Consider the following 20,337-nt stretch of genomic DNA (forward strand, 5'->3'; position numbering starts at 1 on the left):
ACTTTTTTGAATCGAGATTTCGTTGTCGTTTCGTTGACGACTTGGATACTTTATCATATCTTCTGTCTTTTGTCAACAGCTTTTTTGTTTTTTCTGAAACATATTATTGTTATCTGCTTCGCAAAAACAATTTGCTCTCAACAGCTCTGATAGAATATCATCTTTTCCAATACCTGTCAACATGTTTTTTACAAAAAATCCAAAAAAATCTATTTTTCCCTGAAAATCCCACATTTACGTGCAAAAACCGTATTCCACAGGCTTATTTTTCGCCCGGAATACGGTTTTCGTGCTGTTACTGATAAAATAATCCCGCAAAAATACGGATAAAAATGTTTTTATCATAAAGAAAATTGAGGACAGTATCTCCCCGGATCAGTCCCAGTCCTTTCTGTCCTATCTCTGTATTACACAGAATCGTCAGTACCAGCATAGCTACCCATACAAAGATGATACATTTCCCTCCGCCGATCAGAGCACCTGCCAGCTTATTGATTCCCCTCACCACAGGAAGTCTTGCCAGAATATCCAGCGCATAGGCAAACACGCGAATCAGAACAGACGCAAGGATATAAGATATCAGAAAAGACAGACAGTTCACTGCTATATTAGCCAGATACCTGGATACATATCCCCCAAAAGTGTTTACTGCCAGCTGCTGATATACCGCTGCTGTATTATTTTCTGTGATTCCATTCTGTAAAAGTCCAGGAAGCCCCATTCCGCTGATCAGTTCATCCTGCTGTTCCTCATCCATTGTGTCATTTCCATTTGCCAGTGATTCCACAAACGATTCGCTGACATTCTGGATCTTTTCATAAACAGAAGTATTCTCCCGGATAAATGTATTCACATAAGGATTAATCATCCAGACTACCACAACGGAAAGCAGAACAAGCAATACAGACACCACTTCTTTCACAAAGCCGTGTCTGTACCCATCCGCCATGGAAAAGGCAAGCAGCACCAGCACAGCAAGTCCAAGCCATGTCCAGCTCATATCTGCCTCCTTAACTGAATTTTATGGTGCTGACTCCGCTGTCCATCACCATGAGATATTTATTCCAGCCGATCTTGAAAAAGTCACGGACTGTTCCATCTACACTTCCCATATATTTCTGCACACCACGGCTGTTCATCACACAGATCTGGGAGCTGTTATACATAATAATATTTCCACCGCTCATTTTTATGGTGCTGTAAGCCACATTGAAATTCTTCCGGAATTTCAGCTGGCCGCTCATATTGTAAACTTCCATAGTGTACTGATCACCCTTGTTATTGTTTTTAAATACCAGACCGATTCTGTCCGTATCAAAAAACGTGCTCACAATCTCCTGCTTTACATTGACAGTCTTATTTTCTTTCGGGATCTGATTACCCTGATAAGTGGAAAATCCATCATCACGCAGCGCGATATACTGACTTTCGCTGATACACTCCACCTGCGGAATCACTACATTTTCATAAGTATAGCCACTTACGATCCTGTCATCCTCATTCTGTCCCACATCTCCGTAATTATAAAAAGCTACATAGCTTGTCGTTTTGCTTCCGTCAACATACTGGAATGTCACCATCATCACACCATTGTCTGAAACAGCAACATCCATAGGATATCCCGGGTCATCGATCTTCGTCAGATTCTCAGCAACCAGGCTGCCATCCGGATTATAAAAATTAATCCATGTATCTTCATCATTATTCAGGATCGCGGCTACCATTCCATTTGATGCCACGCGGACCTTTACAATAGAATAAGATGTCGTAACTGTTCCTGTGATTCCTTTTTTATCACAGATATACAGCGATGTACCCTCGCTGTCCGCAACAACCGCTCTGCTTCCGTTCACATCTGCGATCGGATTCTGCATGGTATAAGTTTCATTCCAGACTGTGTTCATGCTGCTGTCCACTACAGAAACGCCGTCCGGACTGTATCTTAAGATATCACCATCCATCTCAATATACTGTGTGGAAACAACATCTTCCTGCTCGCTCGTCTGAAGCACTTTATAGCTGTGATAGCTTCTTTTTTCTGCATAGAGAAAAACAAGACTGATGGCAGCTATTACAGTCACAACTGCGATCACTTTTTTCCCGGTTCCGGAAATCCTGTGGCGGTGGCTTCTTCTATGAGAAGAGCTCTCGTGTGCAGTCTGTTCCTGTGCCAGTTTTGCCTTCTGTTTCATCAGCTTTTTTCGCTTTTGTTTTTTTTGAATTCTTTTTATGATATTCACAACTGTATTCCTTACCTTATTTCTGATTTATCAACTTTTTTGCAAATAATATCGGGCAAAAAATTTCTCCCGACACCTTCCAGTTATTATAGCACAATCTGTCATGGTAAAACAATTACCTGACCCGGATAAATGATCTCACTTGCAGAAATTCCGTTCAGCTCACAGATTTTTTCCATTGCATCCACAGTTCCGTAACGGCTCAGGCTAATTTGATACAAAGTATCTCCCGGACGGATCACATATGTCTGCGGTGTACCAGCAGCTGCTGCTGTTTCCGCTGTCTGCTGTTCACTCTGCTGCGTTGTCTTTTTCTCATTGTCCGTATTGTCTTCCCTCTGCTCTGCCTCCGTAGTCTTTTTCTGAGTATTTTCTTTATTCTCCATATCTGAATCCGACGACCTCTTCTGACCTGATTTCGTTATTTCCGGCACCGGCGTCACTGTTATGCTTTCACTTGCCTTTTCAGCCGGAGCTGTTGTTTCTGTGGGCATACCTGTAATCTCCGGTTCTTCTTTCAAAAGTTTCTCTTCCTGCTCCTTCTCTTCCGAAACCTGCGTGATCGCAGGTGTAGCTGTCTGCATTGCTTTCTCCGTCAATACCGGTGTCATCTGCGCGATAACTGCGGACGCAGTCTGTGTCTCTTCAGAAATTCCCGTCCCGGTCTGTCTGTTCTGAAAAAAAGCCGCTCCCGTTGCCAGCACAGCCAGAGCAAGACATACTGTTGCCGCATAAGAAAAAACGGAGGTCTTTTCCGCCTCCTTTTCTTCCGGTTTTTTACTGTCAATGATCTTCCTGAAATTTCTGACAGCCTTGTCCTCCACCTGTTCAGATGTCTCCGGTCCTGTGTTCTGGTTCCGTTCTATCATATAGGTCTGCATCTGAGTATTTTTTTCATAATAAATATAATATCCGTTCACTTTCACCAGGGTTCCGTTATCATAGCGAAAAAATGCTTCTTCCCGTTCCCCCGGTTCCATAAGCATCAGGATTTTTTCACCGCCAAAATACCGGAGATGCACTTTTACAAAAAGCTCCGTAATCTCCGTCGCAACCTGGTTCTGTGCAAAAAACCATCCTACGATCTCCTGATCCGGAAAATACTTCTCCTTATCCTCCTGAAGCTTTTTCCATATTTCCTCTGAGAAATCAATATGTTCCGCTGCCGCCTCCATATCATCCGCTGCCAGCGCACCCTTTACAAAGATACAGGTCATATCTGACGTCCATTTAATCTCCCCTGTAAGAACAGCGATCTTTCCCTGGTTCTTTGACTCTGCTGACAGAGTACTCAGAAACGTATACACATAATCCTCTACATAGATTCTGTAATTCCCGTTGGCCAGTCCGATCTGCCGGACATTCCGCGGCATAGCAAACGGTTCCTGCACTGTATCCTGTTCTCCGGTTTCCTCCTTATAAATGACCTCTATCATCTGATATCACCCCTTCGGACAACAGCATAACACAGTAAAAACGCGGAATTTATCATAATGTAAGATGCTTTTCCAAGAATTTGCCGACAGATTCTGCAACGTGCATAATTTTTCCTTTTTCAGGATAAGATGAATGGAAAAGAAGAAAGTCGAGGTGCCCCATGGCCTTTTATATTGACTCCAGAAAAACCAATTCTTCCGGTGAAATTGCATATCTCCTGAAAAAATGTATTCTTCACTGTCCCAAAAAATGGACTGAGATCGTATTTTTATGTATCGGCAGCGACCGTATCACCGGTGACTGTTTAGGCCCATATATCGGACATCTGCTCCATCCGCACGAAAGTGCCCGTATTTTTGTGTACGGAACTCTCTCCGATCCTGTACATGCCCTGAACCTGGAAAAATTTTCTGAACTGATCGGACAACTTCATCCGCATGCCCTTGTGATCGCCATTGATGCTTCTCTTGGACAAAAAAAGCACCTGGGCTATGTCACCATTGGAAATGGTGCACTCTACCCAGGTGCCGGTGTTCAGAAAAATCTTCCTCCTGTAGGGGATATCCATATCACAGGTATCGTAAATATCGCCGGAATGCTGGAACAGCTTACGCTGCAGACAACGCGGCTCTCTACTGTGATCTCACTGGCTGATGCCATTGCCGATGGTATCCTCCGGATCCTCCCCTCAGAAGCAGAACGTATTTCCTGTTAAGCAATAAAGTCTTTGATCTGGTTATAGATTCCCTCTGTATCAAGACCATATTTGTGAAGAAGCTCTACTGCCGGGCCAGACTCGCCGAATACATCGTTGATTCCGATACGTTTAACCGGTACAGGCGCCTTCTCAGCAAGGCACTCACATACTGCTCCGCCAAGACCGCCGATAATGGAATGCTCCTCAACGGTTACAACCTTGCCAGTCTCTTTGGCAGCTGCAACAACAAGCTCCTCATCAAGCGGTTTGATTGTATGGATATTGATAACCTTTGCATCGATTCCGTCTGCTGCAAGCTTCTCAGCTGCCTCAAGAGCAGGAGCAACGCAAAGTCCATTTGCGATAATGGTCAGGTCTTTTCCCTCGCGGAGAACGATACCTTTTCCAAGCTCAAATTTATAATCTGGTCTGTCATTGATAACCGGAACCGCAAGACGTCCGAATCTCATGTATACAGGTCCCTCATGCTCGTAAGCAGCCTCAACCATAGCCTTAGCCTCGATATCATCAGAAGGGCTTGCAACGATCATTCCAGGAATTGCTCTCATAAGTGCAAAATCCTCAAGGCACTGATGTGTGGCACCATCCTCACCTACGGAAATACCACCGTGAGTTGCACCGATCTTCACATTCAGCTTCGGATATCCAACGGAGTTACGAACCTGCTCATAAGCACGTCCTGCTGCGAACATTGCGAAAGTACTTGCAAACGGAACTTTACCTGTAGAAGCAAGTCCTGCTGCAATACCAACCATGTTGCACTCTGCGATACCGCAGTCGATGTGACGCTCCGGAAATTCCTTTTTGAACATTGCAGTCTGTGTAGCTGCAGCAAGGTCAGCGTCCAGAACGATAAGATCCTCGTGTTTTTTACCTAATTCTACAAGAGCACTGCCGTAACTTGCTCTTGTTGCGATTTTCTTTACTTCTGACATAACGCTTCACCTACCTTCTCCAGATCTTCCATTGCCTGTGCATACTGCTCGTCATTCGGAGCTTTTCCATGCCAGCCTACAGCGTTCTCCATGAAGGAAACGCCTTTACCTTTTACAGTTTTCAGAATGATAGCTGTCGGCATACCCTTGGTAGCTCTTGCCTCATCAAAAGCAGCTTTCAGCTGATCCATATCGTTACCATCAGCAACATTGATCACATGGAAATTGAAAGCTTCGAATTTCTTGTCGATCGGGTACGGTGAGCATACATCTGCAATATTACCGTCGATCTGAAGTCCGTTATTATCTACGATAACAACCAGGTTGTCAAGCTTACGGAAGCCTGCGAACATTGCAGCCTCCCAAACCTGGCCTTCCTCAATCTCGCCGTCACCAAGCAGTGTGTATACACGATAGTCATCGTTGCTCAGTTTTGCAGAAAGAGCCATTCCTACTGCTGCGGAGATTCCCTGTCCAAGAGATCCGCTGGACATATCAACACCCGGGATATGTTTCATATCCGGATGTCCCTGAAGGTAGGAGCCAAGGTGACGAAGTGTTTTAAGGTCTTCTTTCGGGAAATATCCTCTCTCTGCAAGTACAGAGTAGAGTCCCGGTGCTGTATGACCTTTGGAAAGTACAAAACGGTCACGATCTGCTTTCTTCGGGTCTTTCGGGTCAATGTTCATCTCTTCGAAATATAAATAAGTAAATACATCTGCTGCAGAAAGGGATCCGCCCGGATGACCGGCCTTTGCTGCATGGACTGCTGTTACGATATCCTTGCGGACTTCATTCGCAACTTTCTGAAGTTCTAACTTATCCATGTTAAAAATATCTCCTTTTTTTGTGCCCTGTTATTCTCGATTATTCACCAAATACTGCTTTGTAGTCAGCCTGGAATTTCGCAATACCTGCATCTGTCAGCGGATGATGTGTCATCTGCTCGATTACCTTGAATGGTACGGTAGCGATATCAGCACCTGCAAGTGCACATGCTGTTACGTGCATTGGATGACGAACGCTTGCTGCGATGATCTCTGTAGGGATATCTGCAACTGCAAACATCTCAGCGATCTGCTGGATCAGCTCAACACCATCTGTAGAAATATCATCCAGTCTTCCAAGGAACGGAGATACATATGTAGCACCTGCTCTTGCAGCAAGGAGTGCCTGGTTTGCGGAGAAGATCAGAGTAACGTTTGTCTTGATTCCCTCAGAGGAAAGAACCTTAACTGCTTTCAGGCCCTCTGTTGTCATCGGGATCTTAACTACCATGTTCGGATGAATCGCTGCAATCTCACGACCCTCACGGATCATTCCCTCAGCGTCTGTTGTTGTAGCTTTAACCTCACCGCTGATCGGTCCGTCAACGATTGTTGTGATCTCTTTGATTACTTCGTTAAAATCTCTTCCTTCTTTGGCGATCAGGGACGGGTTGGTTGTAACACCACAGATAACACCCATGTCATTTGCTTCTCTGATATCCTCTACTTTGGCTGTGTCGATAAAAAATTTCATTGTTTTTTCCTCCTGTTTTACGTTCGTTCTTTTTATTGATGATTCCATTATAACAAACTCATTGCGAGGGTCAAGACGATTATTTTTTATTAATAAATATTTTATTAATAAAGTTTCTTTTTATTAATAGCGTCTGTCAATTTTTTCACCCATAACAGCTTACAACTATATTCCCACGGAGCAAATATCACTGTAAATACCAGTTTTTAAAGCTTTTACACCTAAATGTATTTGTGAAAGTCTTCTTTTATATTATTACTAATAATTCGTGTTTCATCATTTATTTTTCTGCTGTTCAGACATGTTTCTGCCTACCTTTGCATACCCCGTTGTGCTGCGTGTGATCAGCTTCGGAGTATACTCAATATTGTACAGACTGGCCGGTCTTTCATCCAGGTAAAACTTGTCATTCATATCGATCTTCCGGATAACGATGTCGCAGGCATCTCTGCCCTTCAGTGCAACAAAATGGTCGATCGTTGTCAGGGATATCCTGCGGATCCCGGAGTAGAAAATATTATCACAGCCAATGACAGAGACATCTCTTGGCACATGCAGATGCATCTCACGGAGTGCATCAATCGCACCGATCGCCATCATATCATTCTGGCCTGCAATAGCCGTGAATTTTTTCCCTTCTTTAAGGAGCTCCATGGTCAGCTCATAGCCCATGGCATACTCAGAATCCATACGCGGAATCCTTCTGTCATTGGACTCATCTGCCGCCTTGATGATCACGTGATCTTTTTTGCCCTCTTTTTCAAATTCACGGACAAAACCTTCCACTCGCTTGGATCTCTGCCATTGTCTTCTCGTCAGAGGCGGTGTGATAAATGCCACGTCTGTATGTCCCAGATCCAGCAGATGTCTTGCCATCATTCTTCCCACAACCGTATTATCCTGATTGATAGCATCTACAGTGGTGGTTTTTTCTTTGTTACTGATGATAACAAGCGGAATTTCTTTTGCGATCTTTTCTACCTGGTGCTGAAAATCCGGGTGGGGATTACAGGTGTAAATAATTCCGCCGGGGCGCATGGTCTGCATCATCCGGAGATATTTTTCTTCCAGACCTGCATCACGCTGCGTATTGCAGATAAAGACCCCATATCCCTGTTCATTGGCCACTGCCTCAATCCCCTGAAGAAGCAGCACATAATAAGGACTTGTGAGTGTCGGACAGAAAACAACGATCAGCTTTTCCCGACGGCTTCCCTTATGTTTCCGGCGTCCCGGCAGCTCATACCCGAGCTCCCTGGCTGCCTGTTCCACGCGTTCTACTGTGTCCCTGGAAAAAGAAACATTATATTTCCGGTTCAGGATCATAGATACCGTTGCCTGGGAAACCCCCGCTCTTTCTGCCACATCGGAAGAAGTTGCTTTCTTTTTTGCCACCACTCTCACCTCCCTTTTTTATGATGCGCTGCTGTTTAAGACTTATAATTCCACACGGCCTTCCAGTGCCCGGAGAAGTGTTACCTCGTCAATGTACTCCAGGTCGCCGCCCACCGGAACTCCGCTGGCAATACGACTTACCTTGATCCCTGTAGGCTTGATCAGCTTACTGATATACATGGCTGTCGTCTCTCCCTCAAGACTGGAATTGGTCGCCACAATAACTTCCTGCACATCCCCCTGAAGACGCTTCATCAGCTCTTTCAGTTTAATATCATCCGGGCCGATTCCCAGCATCGGGGAGATCGCGCCATGAAGTACGTGGTAAACTCCGTCAAACTTGCCTGTTTTTTCGTAGGCTGCCAGATCTCTGGTATTCTCCACGACCATGATCGTGCTGTGGTCACGCTTCGGATTGGCGCAGATCGGGCAAAGCTCCTGATCAGTCAGTGTATAACAGCATTTACAGTACTGAACGTTCTGTCTGGCATCTGTGATGGACGCGGTCAGCTGTTCCACCTGATCCTTCGGCATATTCATGATGTGAAAAGCAAGCCTCTGGGCTGATTTTGCTCCGATTCCCGGAAGATGGGAAAGCTGCTCAATAAGCTTGTTGATATGGCTGCTGTAGTATTCCATCAGAAAGGAAGGCCTCCGCCTAATCCGCCAAGGCCACCTGTAAGCTTGGACATTACTGCTGCGGACTCAGACTCTACCTGACGAAGAGCTTCGTTTGTTGCTGCTGCGATCATATCCTCAAGCATCTCGATATCATCCGGATCTACTGCCTCTTCGGAAAGCTTAACCTTGGTTACTTCACGTTTACCGGAGATCGTAACTTCAACAGCTCCGCCACCTACAGTTGCAGTGAATTCTTTTTCCTCGAGAGCCTTCTGGTTCTCTTCCATCTGACGCTGCATCTTCTGCGCCTGCTTCATAAGATTGTTCATGTTTCCCGGCATACCCATACCTGGGAATCCACCTCTTTTTGCCATAAAAAAATCCTCCTGATCTTTGTTTTTTATTTTTATGTTTCGTCCGGGTCCTCTTCCACTACAATATCCATGTGGATATTCTCCCGGAGTGCATCATCCACTGTGATCTGTGCAAGATTGGTATGCTGATGTTTATTGGCTACCAGCATATGAATCTCCACATTTTTTCCTGTTTTCGCTGCGATAATATCCTGAAGCTCTTTCTGCGCTTCCGGATTATCTACATAATTCTGTCCCAGAAAATCCTGAAACTCTATATAAAGAACCGGATCTCCTGTTTCTCCGTTATATTTCGGAACCGCTCTCTGCAGGGACTGCTTGAAAAGCCCTGTGGTCTGTCCCACAATTGTCCTCCATCCTGCTACGATCTTCTGCAGATCCTCTGGTGCTGCTTTCTGCGGAGCCGGCTGCCTCATCTGAGATTCACTTCCGGCCATTCCCGTCTCCTGCACAGCCCCGGCATCACCCTCCCGGATGATCACCTGCTGCACCGGCCGCTCCTCCATCTGCTTCTCCAGCACACGAAGTCTGTCCAGAACAGAATCCAGATTCGTCTCCATCGCAGGTCTGCAAAGCTTGATCAGCGCGATCTCCACAAGAACGCGCTTCTGGCTTGCAAAACGGATCTGATTGGACAGATCCGAAAAAATACGGATGTAACGCATCAGTGTCTCCACATCTGTCATTTCGCTCTCTTCCTTAAGAAGCTTCAGATTCTCTGACGAAACATCAATCGCTTCCTCCGGATTCTCAGAAGTCTTCACAAGAAGAAGATTACGCATATACCATGTAAAATCCGTTACAAACTGCCCCAGCTCGCGGCCGCCTGTGATCAGATCCTCCAGCACATGAATGGAGCCTGTCACATCACCTGAAAGAACTTTGCGGAGCAGCTTGCTGAACACCTCCGTGTCAACCGCTCCCAGAACATCCAGGACTTTATCATAGGTGAGTACCTGTCCCAGATAAAAGGAAATACACTGATCCAGAAGACTCAGGGCATCTCGCATGGAGCCATCGCCTTTTTTTGCCACATAGCGGACTGCCTTCTCCTCTGCCTCCACGCCTTCAGCCGCAAGAAGCTCGGAAAGTCTGGCCGCTATGGTGTCAATGGAGATCCTGTGAAAATCATAGCGCTGACATCTGGACAAAATCGTGATTGGGATCTTATGTGCCTCTGTTGTCGCCAGAATAAAAATAACGTAGGAAGGCGGCTCTTCCAGAGTTTTCAGAAGGGCATTGAAGGCTCCTGTTGAGAGCATATGCACCTCATCTATGATGTAAACCTTATATTTACCCTCTGTAGGACGGTAGGCTACCTCCTCACGGATCTCACGGATGTTGTCAACACCGTTGTTGGAGGCTGCATCGATCTCAATCACATTCATAGCGGTTCCTGCCTGAATAGCCTTGCACATGGCACATTCGTTGCAGGGACTGCCATTGACAGGATGTTCGCAGTTTACTGCCTTCGCCAGGATCTTCGCTACGGTAGTTTTACCAGTACCTCTTGTTCCGCAGAACAGATATGCGTGTCCGATACGGTTCGCCTTGATCTGGTTAGTCAGTGTTGTCACAATATGATCCTGTCCTTTTACATCGTCAAAATTATCAGGACGAAATTTACGGTAAAGAGCAGTATAACTCATAAAACACTCCTTCTCTTCGCCACAGTCGCCGCGGAAACACTCCCGCGGCGGCCAGATGACTTATAATTGATTAATCGCCAAAGCTGATTCCAATCTGTTTGGCTGCTTTTACAAGCTGATCCTTCGGTGATACCATCTTCAGCTTGCCTGCACATTCGGCAAGAGGAACCCGTTTGATCTTGCCGTTGACGACACCGATCATTACACCATATTCCTCATCCATGATCGCCTGTGCTGCACCTGCACCGATTCTTGTAGAAAGAACACGGTCATATGCACATGGCTCTCCGCCTCGCTGCATATGCCCCGGAACTGTGATACGTACCTCACTTCCGGTTACCTGCTGGATCTGATCTGCGATCTCATAGGATACAGACGGATATTTCTTCGCTCTTTCTGCAAGTTTTTCTTTGTATTTCTTCTTCGGAAGCTCTGCATCTTCTTTGGAGATGGCTCCCTCAGCTACTGCAAGAATGGTGAAACGTTTGCCTGCCTTATTACGCTTCTGGATGGCTTCCGCAACCTTGTTGATATCATACGGGATCTCCGGGATCAGGATTACATCTGCGCCACCGGCAACACCGGCATTCAGTGTAAGACTTCCAACCTTATGTCCCATGATCTCAACGATAAATACGCGTCCGTGGGATGCTGCTGTTGTATGGATGCAGTCGATTGCATTCGTCGCGATCTCCAGCGCGCTCTGGAAACCGAAGGTCATATCAGTTCCCCAGATATCATTATCAATTGTTTTCGGAAGATGAATGATATTTAATCCCTCTTCACGAAGAAGATTGGCTGTTTTCTGTGTACCGTTTCCGCCGAGAATCACAAGGCAGTCAAGACAGAGCTTATAATAAGTCTGTTTCATGGCCTCAACCTTGTCAAGTCCCTTCTCATCCGGCACCCGCATAAGCTTGAACGGCTGTCTGGATGTTCCGAGAATAGTACCGCCCTGAGTCAGGATTCCGGAAAAATCCTTGCTTGTGAGCATACGGTATTTCCCGTAGATCAGACCCTTGTAACCATCATCAAATCCATATACCTCAAGGTTTTCAACGCTGTTGCTCAGTCCCTTCACAACGCCTCTCATAGTTGCGTTCAGTGCCTGGCAGTCACCGCCGCTTGTCAGCAGACCGATTCTTTTGATCATAGCGTCCTCCATTCTGTGCTCTCTTATGTGCACATTTTATTTGTTGCTGTTTCGGAAACAGCTACATTATTTTCTCTTTTTAAAGAGTTTTACACATTATAATATTATAAAGCATTTTCAGTCTGTGCACAATAGCCAAAAAACCTCTTGAAAATGTACAGGCAGTCACAAAACAGAGCAGCTTCTGTACAGGAAAAGGATATATAAATTTGTCTGCCGTGCCTTGACAAATCCACGCCGAGAGTCTATAATTAAATTCCGCGCAGCCGGGGAGATAGCGGTGCCCTGTACCTGCAATCCGCTACAGCAGGGGTGATGCCAATCTGAGGCTTGTATCTTGTGGAGCAGCCCTCTATAAGTGGCGTTGACGTTTGGGTCTTACGCAACAGGAATCTGTGAACCGTGTCAGGGCAGGAATGCAGCAGCACTAAGCAGAAGCTCTTGTGTGCCGTGAGGGTGCCTGGGCTGAGTTAACTGTAGAGGTAACGTCTGTGAGACCATTCCGAGGTGCGGCGCGCGTAAAAAAGATTATAATGATCTCTATATAAACAGCATTCCCGCCGGATTCATCATTTATGACTGATCCGGCGGGATTTTTTTGTCTTATTTTATTTGCAGTATCCGGCAACTACCTGATTGATAAGCTTACCGTCAGCCTTACCTTTCAGATCGCCCATGACTGCTTTCATGATCTGACCTTTGTTTCCGGTTGCAAGAACATCGGAGAATTTTTCCTCAAGATAAGCCTTGATCTCTGTCTCATCCATCTGCTTCGGAGCATATTTTGCAATGATGTCGTATCTTGCCTGATATTCTTCTTTCAGATCTGTACGGTCTGCAGGGCAGGTATCGATCTGCTCTTTCGCTGTCTTAAGCTCTTTCAGGATAACTCTGTCTACCAGATCACCCTTGATATCATCACGGCAGCCCTCATCGATGGCAACTTTCTTCACTGCTGCGATCAGTGCGGAAACTGCTTCCTTCGTTACCTTATCTTTAGCCTTCATTGCTGCTACCATGTCTTTTCTTAATACTTCAAGTTCCATTGTGTGATCCTCCCTTTCCTGTCGTTTCTGTATAAACGGCTCTCATATTTTTCTGAATGGATGTCTTTTATCTGAAATCCATTTATGGTTTTATTTTGATATTTTCAAGGGCTCCTGTCAAGAGAAAATCGTGCAGAACTTTCTTCGTTCTGTCTTCGGTTCTCCGCTTTTATTCTGATGCTTCTGCCTGCACCTGTTGCTCTGCCAAACGTTCTGCCTCCTGTTTTTTCAGCATCTTCGCCTGTTTTTTCTTCTCACGGAGCTCGCGAAAGAATGTAGAAAGCATCTCGGAGCATTCTTCTTCAAGAACGCCTTCTGTGATCTTCACCTGATGGTTGAAGCCTTCGATCTGAAGAAGATTCATAACAGAACCTGCACAGCCTGCTTTGGGGTTCATACAGCCGATCACTACTTCATCGATCCTGGACTGTACAAGAGCCCCGGAGCACATCTGGCAGGGTTCCAGTGTCACGTACATGGTACAGCCCTCCAGACGCCAGTCTCCCAGTTTTTTGCTGGCTTTGCGGATAGCATTAAGTTCTGCATGAGACAGCGTATTTTTGTCGGTATTGCGGCGGTTGTAGCCTCTGGCTATGATCTTGCCTTCGTATACGATCACACAGCCGATCGGCACCTCATCCAGTGCGCGGGCTTTTTTTGCCTGGCGGATCGCCTCTTTCATAAAACGTTCCTGATCTGTCACTTATGTTCCTCCTGTATTTCAAAAATTACGTAATTCTCTGATTTTCTGATTTATTTATGATATATAAATATGTCTGTATCTGTACTCTGTTCGATTATAGCTTTCCAGCTATTCTGTGTCAAATTCGTTTAACATGTATACAAAAAGCGCTGCAGAAGTTTTTCATATCAGCTTCTGCAGCGTTTTCTTACTTTTATCTGTTCGTTTTATTTGTGAAGTGATTCACCATTCGTAGCGATCACATCTTTATACCAGTAGAAGGATTTTTTCTTATAACGGTTCAGAGTACCTGTTCCGTCATCGTTACGGTCTACATAGATATAACCGTAGCGTTTTTTCAGCTCTGCTGTGGATGCACTGACAAGGTCGATGCAGCCCCAGGAAGTGTAGCCCATAACGTCTACACCATCTTTTACGGCTTCCTCTACCTGGAGAAGATGCTTCTGGAGATAATCGATACGATAGTCATCCTCTACCGTCAGAACGCCATCCTTCTCTACGAGCTTATCCACTGCGCCCAGTCCGTTCTCAACGATGAACAGCGGCTTCTGATAACGATCCCAGTAGTAGTTCAGCACATAGCGAAGTCCCTTCGGGTCGATCTGCCAGCCCCACTCAGAAGCCTCCAGATACGGGTTTGGAACGCCACCCATGATATTACCTTTTCCGCCGACTCTCTTTTCCGGATCTGCTGTCTCGCAGATGCTCATGTAATAGCTGAAAGAAACAAAGTCCACAGTGTTCTTCAGAATCTCCTCATCGCCTGGCTCAAATTTAATCTCGATGTTGTTCTCACGGAAATAGCGTTTCATATATCCAGGATAATATCCACGTACATGAACATCACCGAAGAAGTCGTTCTTATGAACGCTCTCCATAGTCTTGATCACATCATCCGGGCATGGTGTCAGCGGATAAGTCGGCATGCTTAAGATCATACATCCGATCTTTGCATCCGGCATCATCTCGTGACCGATCTTTGTTGCAAGGGCACTTGCAACCAGCTCATGATGAATTGCCTGATAAAGATCCTGCTGGGAAAGCTTATCCTTGTCTGTGTAAATACCACCGCTTAAGAACGGCTCATGGAGAACGGAGTTGATCTCATTAAAGGTCAGCCAGTATTTTACCTTTTTTCCGTATCTTGCAAAAATAGTTCTTACATATCTCTCATAGAAACCGATCATCTTTCTGTTTACCCAACCATCGTAGGTTTTTGCAAGATGAAGCGGTGTTTCATAGTGAGAGATCGTTACCAGTGGCTCGATCCCATATTTATGGCATTCGTCAAAAAGATCATCATAAAACTGAAGGCCTTTTTCGTTTGGTGTCTCCTCATCTCCGTTAGGGAAAATACGACTCCATGCAATGGATGTACGGAATACTTTGAAGCCCATCTCCGCAAATAATTTCACATCTTCTTTGTAACGATGATAGAAGTCGATTCCTACCAGCTTCATGTTATCTTCTGTAGGCTCTTCTGTTCTCGGTCCTACGATTCCATGTGGTGTTACATCCTGTGTGCATAAACCTTTTCCGTCTTCATTATATGCACCCTCACACTGATTGGCAGCTACTGCACCGCCCCATAAAAAATTCTCCGGAAATGCCATTTTATAAGTCCCTCCTTATTGTATTTTCAAGCGGACATTCGGAATCCGCTTCGCTACTTCCTCATGAACAAATAATCGGATTCCTCAATTATTTGTTCATAAAATGATACAAAGCACCAATTAAATTTGCGTCATTATAGAATCTGCAGTTTGTCAGCTTCGGCTCCGGTACGTATGGAGATACTTTTCTAAGAGGAATGTTCTCAAGCACCTCATCCATACTTCTCTGCAGATATTTGTGCAGAAGCGGCTGCTGGCTGATACCGCCGCCGACTGCGATGATATCCAGATCCAGATAAATGTTCAGATTATAGATCTGCACTGCCAGTCCGTCTGTATATTCCTTCAGACCTGCGAGTACTTTTTCATCTCCGTTATTTGCCAGTTCAAAAATCTTCAGCCCATCGTAATTCTGCCAGTCCTCACCTGTATGCTTTGCCACGATCTTGGACAGACCTTCCGCGCCACAGTTCAGTCCCCAGTAGCTGTCCAGCTCTCCCGGTTTGCTTGCATCTGTGCATACATAGCTGTACTCACCGGCTGTAAAATGATTTCCGCGGAACAGCTTTCCGTTAAGAATGATACCACCGGCAACTCCGGAACCAAGAACTACTACAGCTCCGTTTGTGCAGCCCTTAAGGCTTCCTCTCCAGAACTCCGCAAGTGCGGCACATTTTCCGTCATTTTCCACGGAAACCGGGATTCCGTAACGCTTGGAAAGCTCTGTTCCCACTGTGCTTCCTGCAAGATATGCAAGATATCCGGCAGTTACACAGTAGCCATCTTTATTATCCAGCATACCAGGCATGCTGATTGCAATACCCTCGATGCGGTTTCTGTATTTTTCCACAACACCGTCCAGAACCTGATAGTAGTCCTCTTTTGTCTTTGTACGGTAATCCGGTGTGGGAACCTTATCTTTTTCAAGAATTTCCGCATTTTCGTCCATTAACGCGTATTTCGTAAATGTTCCGCCTGCATCAAAAACCAGATAATTTTTCATTTCATTTTACCTCAAATTTTTTTCTCATCACCGAAGTTCAGTGCCAGTTTTGCAAAGAAATCTTCCAGTGTCAGTCTTGCATCCAGATATTTGTACACACGGATCTCACGGTTATTCTGTCCGTGAATGTATGTCATATCCTCAGCGATTCTCGGTGCAGGCACCATATCATAGCTTACTTTTTCCAGCTCTTCCATAAGAACAGCGATAGTTCCCTGATCACCAAGTCCCCAGATTTCGCCCTGTGGCCAGTCCATTTCGTACTTTGCAGCTACGTGGTTGAAATCTACCAGCTGCTCAAACAGATATTTTCCGATCTTTCCGCATGGACGAACCTTCAGCTGAAGCTCTGCAAGAGAAACAGCCATCACTTTGTAAAGGCTCATCGGTACCTGCCATACCGGCACTTTGGAGGAGAATACCACGTTTACAGCATTGATATCCATCATCAGATTGAACTCAAATCCTCCCTTTGGGTAGTCAGCTCCGCCGATCCAGATCACGGTCATTCGCTCTGCGATCTCCGGTTTCATCAGAAGTGCGGATGCAACGTCTGTGATTGCTCCCTGGCATGCGATGTATAACGGTCTCTTATCGTCTTTCATCGCTTCCTCGATAATGAATCTTGCACCCTCGGAATCGATTGGTGTATGCTCATCCTCAAGGGCACGCGGTGCACCCAGCTTTACCGGATACTGATTCTTAAGCCCCATAAGATCCATAACTTTGATGATCTCATCGTAGCTTGCCTGTGCAGTACCAAGCTCGCCGTACTGCTGCGGGTTTTTCCAGAAATGACCCGCAACAAGGCCTTTTACGTCGAATCTTGGTGTCATGAGATGATGCGCTACTGCATACTGGTCATCTGCCTCGTTTTTGCAGTCTGTATGTACGATCACCCTTACTTTTTTGTTTTCCGGTACTGTATAGGCGTAATTCCACATATTATTTTCCTCCTGAATTTCTTTTCGTAATAGAAAGGAGCACCTTTCGATGCTCCTTATTTTGCTGTTTTTCTGTTTTATGAATTAGTTCTTATTCTGACGTTTGTCAAGGTCTGCACGGATCTGCGGATATTTCTTATCCAGATCGTACGGAAGCAGTACAACAATAGCAAGAATTGTGGAGATCAGAGAAAGACCACCAAATGCAAAGTTGATTGCTGTGTGTGTCTGCGAGAAATTCGTTGCAATGTCTACACCTTTTGAAATTGCCTCATCAAGTTTTGCTGCATCGTAGTTACCCCATACAAGGAGTGCAGATACGATCGCAGATGCTGCTGCAGATGAAAGCTTGTTTACAAATCCCTGGATCGCATTCTGTGTTCCACCAAGGTTTCTTCCTACCTGCCACTCTGTGTAATCGAAGATGTCAGGCATCATGGAGAAGAACATACTGGAACGGAAACCGAATCCAAGGCCGATCAGACCAAGAGATGCTGTTGCAACAGTTCCGTTTGATGTGAAGAAAAGGATCAGATAACCGATCACATCCACGATCGCACCAAACTGGATCAGTTTGATCTTTGCGATTCCCTTACCGTTGAGGTATGCTGCAAGAACCATGGTCGGAATAGCAAGTAAAGTAAGTAAGGTAAGTGCAAGGGACATTCCGCTTACATCGCCAACAATGTATGTGTAGTAATACTGCATTGCTCCGTACATTCCAAGGTATCCAAGGAAGAGGAAGAATACTTCGCCAAGGAACATGATGTAGTATTTGTTCTTTACCAGGTTTCCGATATCCTTGATCAGAGAGCTCTTTCCTGCGGACTGTGTCGGAGGATTGATCTCTACGATAGAGAATACGCAGATTGCCATGATAACGATAACGATGATTCCAAGTACAATGTTTGTGTTACGGTATCCGGTAGCCAGTGCTGCACCTGTTGCATCTTTGGAGCCGGAGAAGAAGTATACCATCGGAAGCACAAACAGAGAAGATGTCAGTGATCCAAGGTTTGAAAATACAGTACGTGTTGTAGAAATCTTTGTACGCTCTGTTGCAGACGGTGACAGAGAAGATACGATCGGTGCCATCGGAATGTTTACCAGAGTGTAACCAAATGAGAAGATTACGTATGTAACATATGCCCATGCAAGCTTGGCACCTGCGCTCCATCCTGTAGGAACAGAGAACAGAAGAACCATTCCAACTGCAAGGACCGGTGCTCCGTAAAGCATCCACGGACGGTAACGTCCCATCTTGGTATCTGTACGGTCGATCATTGCACCTACCATGTAGTCTGTGAAAGCATCAATGAATTTTGTTACTACGAACATAAATCCAACCGCTCCAGCTGCAAGTCCCGCGCAGTTTGTGTAATAGAAGAGAAGGTATGTGTTGGCAAGAAGGTATGCAAGATTACAAGCATAATCACTGATACCAAAACCGATACGCTGTCTCCATTTGAACTTCGTCGTTTCATAATATGCCGGTTCGTGTTTTAACTTTTGCATTTCTTTCCTCCACCTTTTATGTTGGTTTAACGATCCGTACCAGAACATATCAATTTTCTGCGCGCCCTGCTCTGATTGGATCTCTTAGGTATGTCTCATCGACAAGCATATTATAATCATAGTTTTTTCGTTTTTGTTATCATAATTCTGATGTTTTTATCATTTTTCCAACACATTTCTAATATTTTTATAAACTCAGGTAGCATTTTTATCAGGTATAAAATTCCTTGCGTTTATATTTTTCCCGATATTGCCCGGGAGTCATTTTCATATATTCCTTAAACACACTGCCAAAATGGCTCTGGGAATTAAAGCACACATAATCGCTGATATCTGAAAGCGTGGCATCAGAATATTTCAGAAGATTCGCCGCACGCTCCACCCTGAATTTCAGAATATAGTCCTGTATCTTCATCCCCATATCCTGCCGAAATATTCTGGAAAGATGACCCTGGCTGATCCCGATCGCTTCTGCGATATCTTCCAGATAGATCTTATGGTGATAGTTCTGGGATATGTAATCCTTGCACTGTTCTGTATAGCCGGAAAAATTCCTCGTCTTTCTGGTGTCTGCTACCAGCTTGGTAAATTTATAAAGACATCGTCTGTTCAGTTCAATGATCTCCTCCAGAGTCTGGCACTGATCGATCTGATTGATCAGATAATCGCTGAGACGATAGGCATCTGCTGGTGCCACTCCTCCTGCTATAGCTTCTCTAGTCGCCATGGTAACGCTTACGATTGCCAGATTTCTCTGGTTGTTAAAATGTTTTTTCGAAAGGATTCCTGCCTTTTCAAAAAGACCATCCGCACGTTCATTAACCTTATCCACATCTCCTGCCCGGATCGTATCCATAACGTATCGCTCTTCCATATAGGTATGATGGTAGGATGCGTCATCTCTTTTATCCAGCTCGATCCGGACCTTATCATTCTCTTCCCGGATTTCTTTTTCTTCGATGAGATTATTTTTCTCCATCAGTTCATCCGGCTGTATATCTTTTCCCTCCAGCATTTCATACAGAAAGCTCACAAAATTCAGCATACGGTTCATAGTCATCTTGTCAGGATGGCGCTCTTCTTTCGGAGACATATGATATTTTTTGTAAAACTGGTGGATCTCCACATAGCTCATCTGCTCCGCGCAGACCGGACCAGACAGATAATAATGGCTTCCACTGCTGATGCAGAAAAAATAAATTTTCCCGGATATCTTATATATTACCGGCACATCCTGTTCTCTCGCCTGACGGATCAATGTCTGAAGCAGTTCATCTGATACGGTCAGAGGATTCTGTTTTTCGGAAAATATTCCAAAGCTGCATATATTTTTTCCTTCCTGGTCTGTACAGAAAATGGGAATTCCCCACAGTACTTCCAGTTTTCTCAGCAATGTATGTTCTGCCATGGTCTGTGTCCTTTCATTTTTGTTGTATGGGTATTCACAGTTGTCATCCACTTTAGCTCTTG

At 45.1% G+C, this 20,337-nt stretch carries 19 protein-coding genes and 1 other RNA gene; 2 read left to right on the forward strand and 18 right to left on the reverse strand.

Going from position 1 to position 20,337, the window contains the following annotated elements:
• Window positions 1-295 precede the first annotated feature (295 nt).
• The 3 genes from WMO28_RS08520 to WMO28_RS08530 all read right to left on the reverse strand — a co-directional run bounded on the left by WMO28_RS08520 (window position 296) and on the right by WMO28_RS08530 (window position 3,676).
• Window positions 296-1,000 carry a CvpA family protein gene (locus WMO28_RS08520; protein WP_349056678.1) on the reverse strand — a complete coding sequence of 235 codons (705 nt, stop codon included), beginning with the start codon at window positions 998-1,000 and terminating at the stop codon, window positions 296-298.
• Between the two features lie 10 nt (window positions 1,001-1,010).
• Window positions 1,011-2,192 (reverse strand): DUF5711 family protein, encoded by a 1,182-nt coding sequence (locus WMO28_RS08525; RefSeq protein ID WP_178643093.1) that lies wholly within the window; start codon window positions 2,190-2,192, stop codon window positions 1,011-1,013.
• Window positions 2,193-2,341: 149 nt separating this feature from the next.
• On the reverse strand, window positions 2,342-3,676 hold the full coding sequence (locus tag WMO28_RS08530) for a LysM peptidoglycan-binding domain-containing protein (protein ID WP_178643094.1): 1,335 nt from the start codon (window positions 3,674-3,676) through the stop codon (window positions 2,342-2,344).
• A 161-nt stretch (window positions 3,677-3,837) separates the two neighbouring features.
• Between WMO28_RS08530 and yyaC the strand changes: the two genes are divergently transcribed.
• Window positions 3,838-4,392 (forward strand): spore protease YyaC, encoded by a 555-nt coding sequence (gene yyaC / locus WMO28_RS08535; protein WP_178643096.1) that lies wholly within the window; start codon window positions 3,838-3,840, stop codon window positions 4,390-4,392.
• On the opposite strand, the gene WMO28_RS08540 is transcribed toward yyaC, so the two are convergent.
• From WMO28_RS08540 to WMO28_RS08575, 8 genes are all read right to left on the reverse strand, one after another.
• Window positions 4,389-5,330 carry a transketolase family protein gene (locus tag WMO28_RS08540; RefSeq protein ID WP_178643098.1) on the reverse strand — a complete coding sequence of 314 codons (942 nt, stop codon included), beginning with the start codon at window positions 5,328-5,330 and terminating at the stop codon, window positions 4,389-4,391. The genes yyaC and WMO28_RS08540 overlap by 4 nt on opposite strands.
• On the reverse strand, window positions 5,318-6,166 hold the full coding sequence (locus WMO28_RS08545) for a transketolase (protein WP_349056765.1): 849 nt from the start codon (window positions 6,164-6,166) through the stop codon (window positions 5,318-5,320). Before WMO28_RS08545 ends, WMO28_RS08540 begins: the two co-directional genes overlap by 13 nt.
• A 31-nt stretch (window positions 6,167-6,197) precedes the next feature.
• Window positions 6,198-6,851, reverse strand: coding sequence for a fructose-6-phosphate aldolase (gene fsa / locus WMO28_RS08550; RefSeq protein ID WP_015525668.1), 654 nt, complete (start codon window positions 6,849-6,851; stop codon window positions 6,198-6,200).
• Window positions 6,852-7,127: 276 nt separating this feature from the next.
• Window positions 7,128-8,246 carry a substrate-binding domain-containing protein gene (locus WMO28_RS08555; protein ID WP_178645310.1) on the reverse strand — a complete coding sequence of 373 codons (1,119 nt, stop codon included), beginning with the start codon at window positions 8,244-8,246 and terminating at the stop codon, window positions 7,128-7,130.
• Window positions 8,247-8,288: 42 nt separating this feature from the next.
• A complete protein-coding gene (recR, locus tag WMO28_RS08560; RefSeq protein WP_178645311.1) occupies window positions 8,289-8,885 on the reverse strand; it encodes a recombination mediator RecR in 597 nt (198 codons plus the stop codon).
• Window positions 8,885-9,241, reverse strand: coding sequence for a YbaB/EbfC family nucleoid-associated protein (locus tag WMO28_RS08565; RefSeq protein ID WP_178645312.1), 357 nt, complete (start codon window positions 9,239-9,241; stop codon window positions 8,885-8,887). Before WMO28_RS08565 ends, recR begins: the two co-directional genes overlap by 1 nt.
• Window positions 9,242-9,273: 32 nt before the next feature.
• On the reverse strand, window positions 9,274-10,890 hold the full coding sequence (dnaX, locus tag WMO28_RS08570; RefSeq protein ID WP_349056680.1) for a DNA polymerase III subunit gamma/tau: 1,617 nt from the start codon (window positions 10,888-10,890) through the stop codon (window positions 9,274-9,276).
• Between the two features lie 70 nt (window positions 10,891-10,960).
• Window positions 10,961-12,043: an ATP-dependent 6-phosphofructokinase gene (locus tag WMO28_RS08575; RefSeq protein ID WP_178645314.1), complete on the reverse strand. Its 1,083-nt coding sequence runs from the start codon at window positions 12,041-12,043 to the stop codon at window positions 10,961-10,963.
• 258 nt (window positions 12,044-12,301) lie between these two features.
• Here WMO28_RS08575 and ffs point away from each other — a divergent pair.
• Window positions 12,302-12,563: signal recognition particle sRNA large type (gene ffs, locus WMO28_RS08580), an RNA gene on the forward strand.
• A gap of 88 nt (window positions 12,564-12,651) precedes the next feature.
• Here ffs and WMO28_RS08585 read toward each other — a convergent pair.
• From WMO28_RS08585 to WMO28_RS08615, 7 genes are all read right to left on the reverse strand, one after another.
• Window positions 12,652-13,089, reverse strand: coding sequence for a GatB/YqeY domain-containing protein (locus WMO28_RS08585; protein ID WP_178645315.1), 438 nt, complete (start codon window positions 13,087-13,089; stop codon window positions 12,652-12,654).
• A 169-nt stretch (window positions 13,090-13,258) separates the two neighbouring features.
• A complete protein-coding gene (tadA, locus tag WMO28_RS08590) occupies window positions 13,259-13,792 on the reverse strand; it encodes a tRNA adenosine(34) deaminase TadA (protein WP_349056682.1) in 534 nt (177 codons plus the stop codon).
• Between the two features lie 206 nt (window positions 13,793-13,998).
• Entirely contained in the window at window positions 13,999-15,405 is a 1,407-nt protein-coding gene (locus WMO28_RS08595; RefSeq protein ID WP_349056683.1) for a glycoside hydrolase family 1 protein, read from the reverse strand.
• Window positions 15,406-15,493: 88 nt separating this feature from the next.
• The gene (locus WMO28_RS08600; protein WP_349056684.1) at window positions 15,494-16,408 is read right to left on the reverse strand and encodes an ROK family protein; all 915 of its coding nucleotides are present in this window, start codon (window positions 16,406-16,408) and stop codon (window positions 15,494-15,496) included.
• Window positions 16,409-16,419: 11 nt separating this feature from the next.
• Entirely contained in the window at window positions 16,420-17,352 is a 933-nt protein-coding gene (locus WMO28_RS08605) for a nucleoside hydrolase (protein ID WP_349056685.1), read from the reverse strand.
• An 84-nt stretch (window positions 17,353-17,436) separates the two neighbouring features.
• Window positions 17,437-18,867, reverse strand: a complete 1,431-nt coding sequence (locus WMO28_RS08610) for an MFS transporter (RefSeq protein ID WP_349056686.1) — start codon at window positions 18,865-18,867, stop codon at window positions 17,437-17,439.
• A 211-nt stretch (window positions 18,868-19,078) separates the two neighbouring features.
• Window positions 19,079-20,275, reverse strand: coding sequence for a helix-turn-helix transcriptional regulator (locus tag WMO28_RS08615; RefSeq protein WP_349056687.1), 1,197 nt, complete (start codon window positions 20,273-20,275; stop codon window positions 19,079-19,081).
• Between the last annotated feature and the right edge of the window lie 62 nt (window positions 20,276-20,337).

Source organism: Blautia aquisgranensis, assembly GCF_040096615.1.
Taxonomy (GTDB): Bacteria; Bacillota; Clostridia; order Lachnospirales; family Lachnospiraceae; genus Blautia_A; species Blautia_A aquisgranensis.

What these genes read in the sequence shown, in the direction of transcription:
- WMO28_RS08540 (WP_178643098.1), bottom strand. Translation starts at nt 5,330, where the DNA reads ATGTCAGAAGTAAAGAAAATCGCAACAAGAGCAAGTTACGGCAGTGCT.
- WMO28_RS08585 (WP_178645315.1), bottom strand. Translation starts at nt 13,089, where the DNA reads ATGGAACTTGAAGTATTAAGAAAAGACATGGTAGCAGCAATGAAGGCT.
- WMO28_RS08525 (WP_178643093.1), bottom strand. Translation starts at nt 2,192, where the DNA reads ATGAAACAGAAGGCAAAACTGGCACAGGAACAGACTGCACACGAGAGC.
- recR (WP_178645311.1), bottom strand. Translation starts at nt 8,885, where the DNA reads ATGGAATACTACAGCAGCCATATCAACAAGCTTATTGAGCAGCTTTCC.
- dnaX (WP_349056680.1), bottom strand. Translation starts at nt 10,890, where the DNA reads ATGAGTTATACTGCTCTTTACCGTAAATTTCGTCCTGATAATTTTGAC.
- WMO28_RS08520 (WP_349056678.1), bottom strand. Translation starts at nt 1,000, where the DNA reads ATGAGCTGGACATGGCTTGGACTTGCTGTGCTGGTGCTGCTTGCCTTT.
- WMO28_RS08595 (WP_349056683.1), bottom strand. Translation starts at nt 15,405, where the DNA reads ATGGCATTTCCGGAGAATTTTTTATGGGGCGGTGCAGTAGCTGCCAAT.
- WMO28_RS08530 (WP_178643094.1), bottom strand. Translation starts at nt 3,676, where the DNA reads ATGATAGAGGTCATTTATAAGGAGGAAACCGGAGAACAGGATACAGTG.
- yyaC (WP_178643096.1), top strand. Translation starts at nt 3,838, where the DNA reads ATGGCCTTTTATATTGACTCCAGAAAAACCAATTCTTCCGGTGAAATT.
- WMO28_RS08565 (WP_178645312.1), bottom strand. Translation starts at nt 9,241, where the DNA reads ATGGCAAAAAGAGGTGGATTCCCAGGTATGGGTATGCCGGGAAACATG.
- WMO28_RS08615 (WP_349056687.1), bottom strand. Translation starts at nt 20,275, where the DNA reads ATGGCAGAACATACATTGCTGAGAAAACTGGAAGTACTGTGGGGAATT.
- WMO28_RS08605 (WP_349056685.1), bottom strand. Translation starts at nt 17,352, where the DNA reads ATGTGGAATTACGCCTATACAGTACCGGAAAACAAAAAAGTAAGGGTG.
- WMO28_RS08575 (WP_178645314.1), bottom strand. Translation starts at nt 12,043, where the DNA reads ATGATCAAAAGAATCGGTCTGCTGACAAGCGGCGGTGACTGCCAGGCA.
- fsa (WP_015525668.1), bottom strand. Translation starts at nt 6,851, where the DNA reads ATGAAATTTTTTATCGACACAGCCAAAGTAGAGGATATCAGAGAAGCA.
- WMO28_RS08610 (WP_349056686.1), bottom strand. Translation starts at nt 18,867, where the DNA reads ATGCAAAAGTTAAAACACGAACCGGCATATTATGAAACGACGAAGTTC.
- WMO28_RS08600 (WP_349056684.1), bottom strand. Translation starts at nt 16,408, where the DNA reads ATGAAAAATTATCTGGTTTTTGATGCAGGCGGAACATTTACGAAATAC.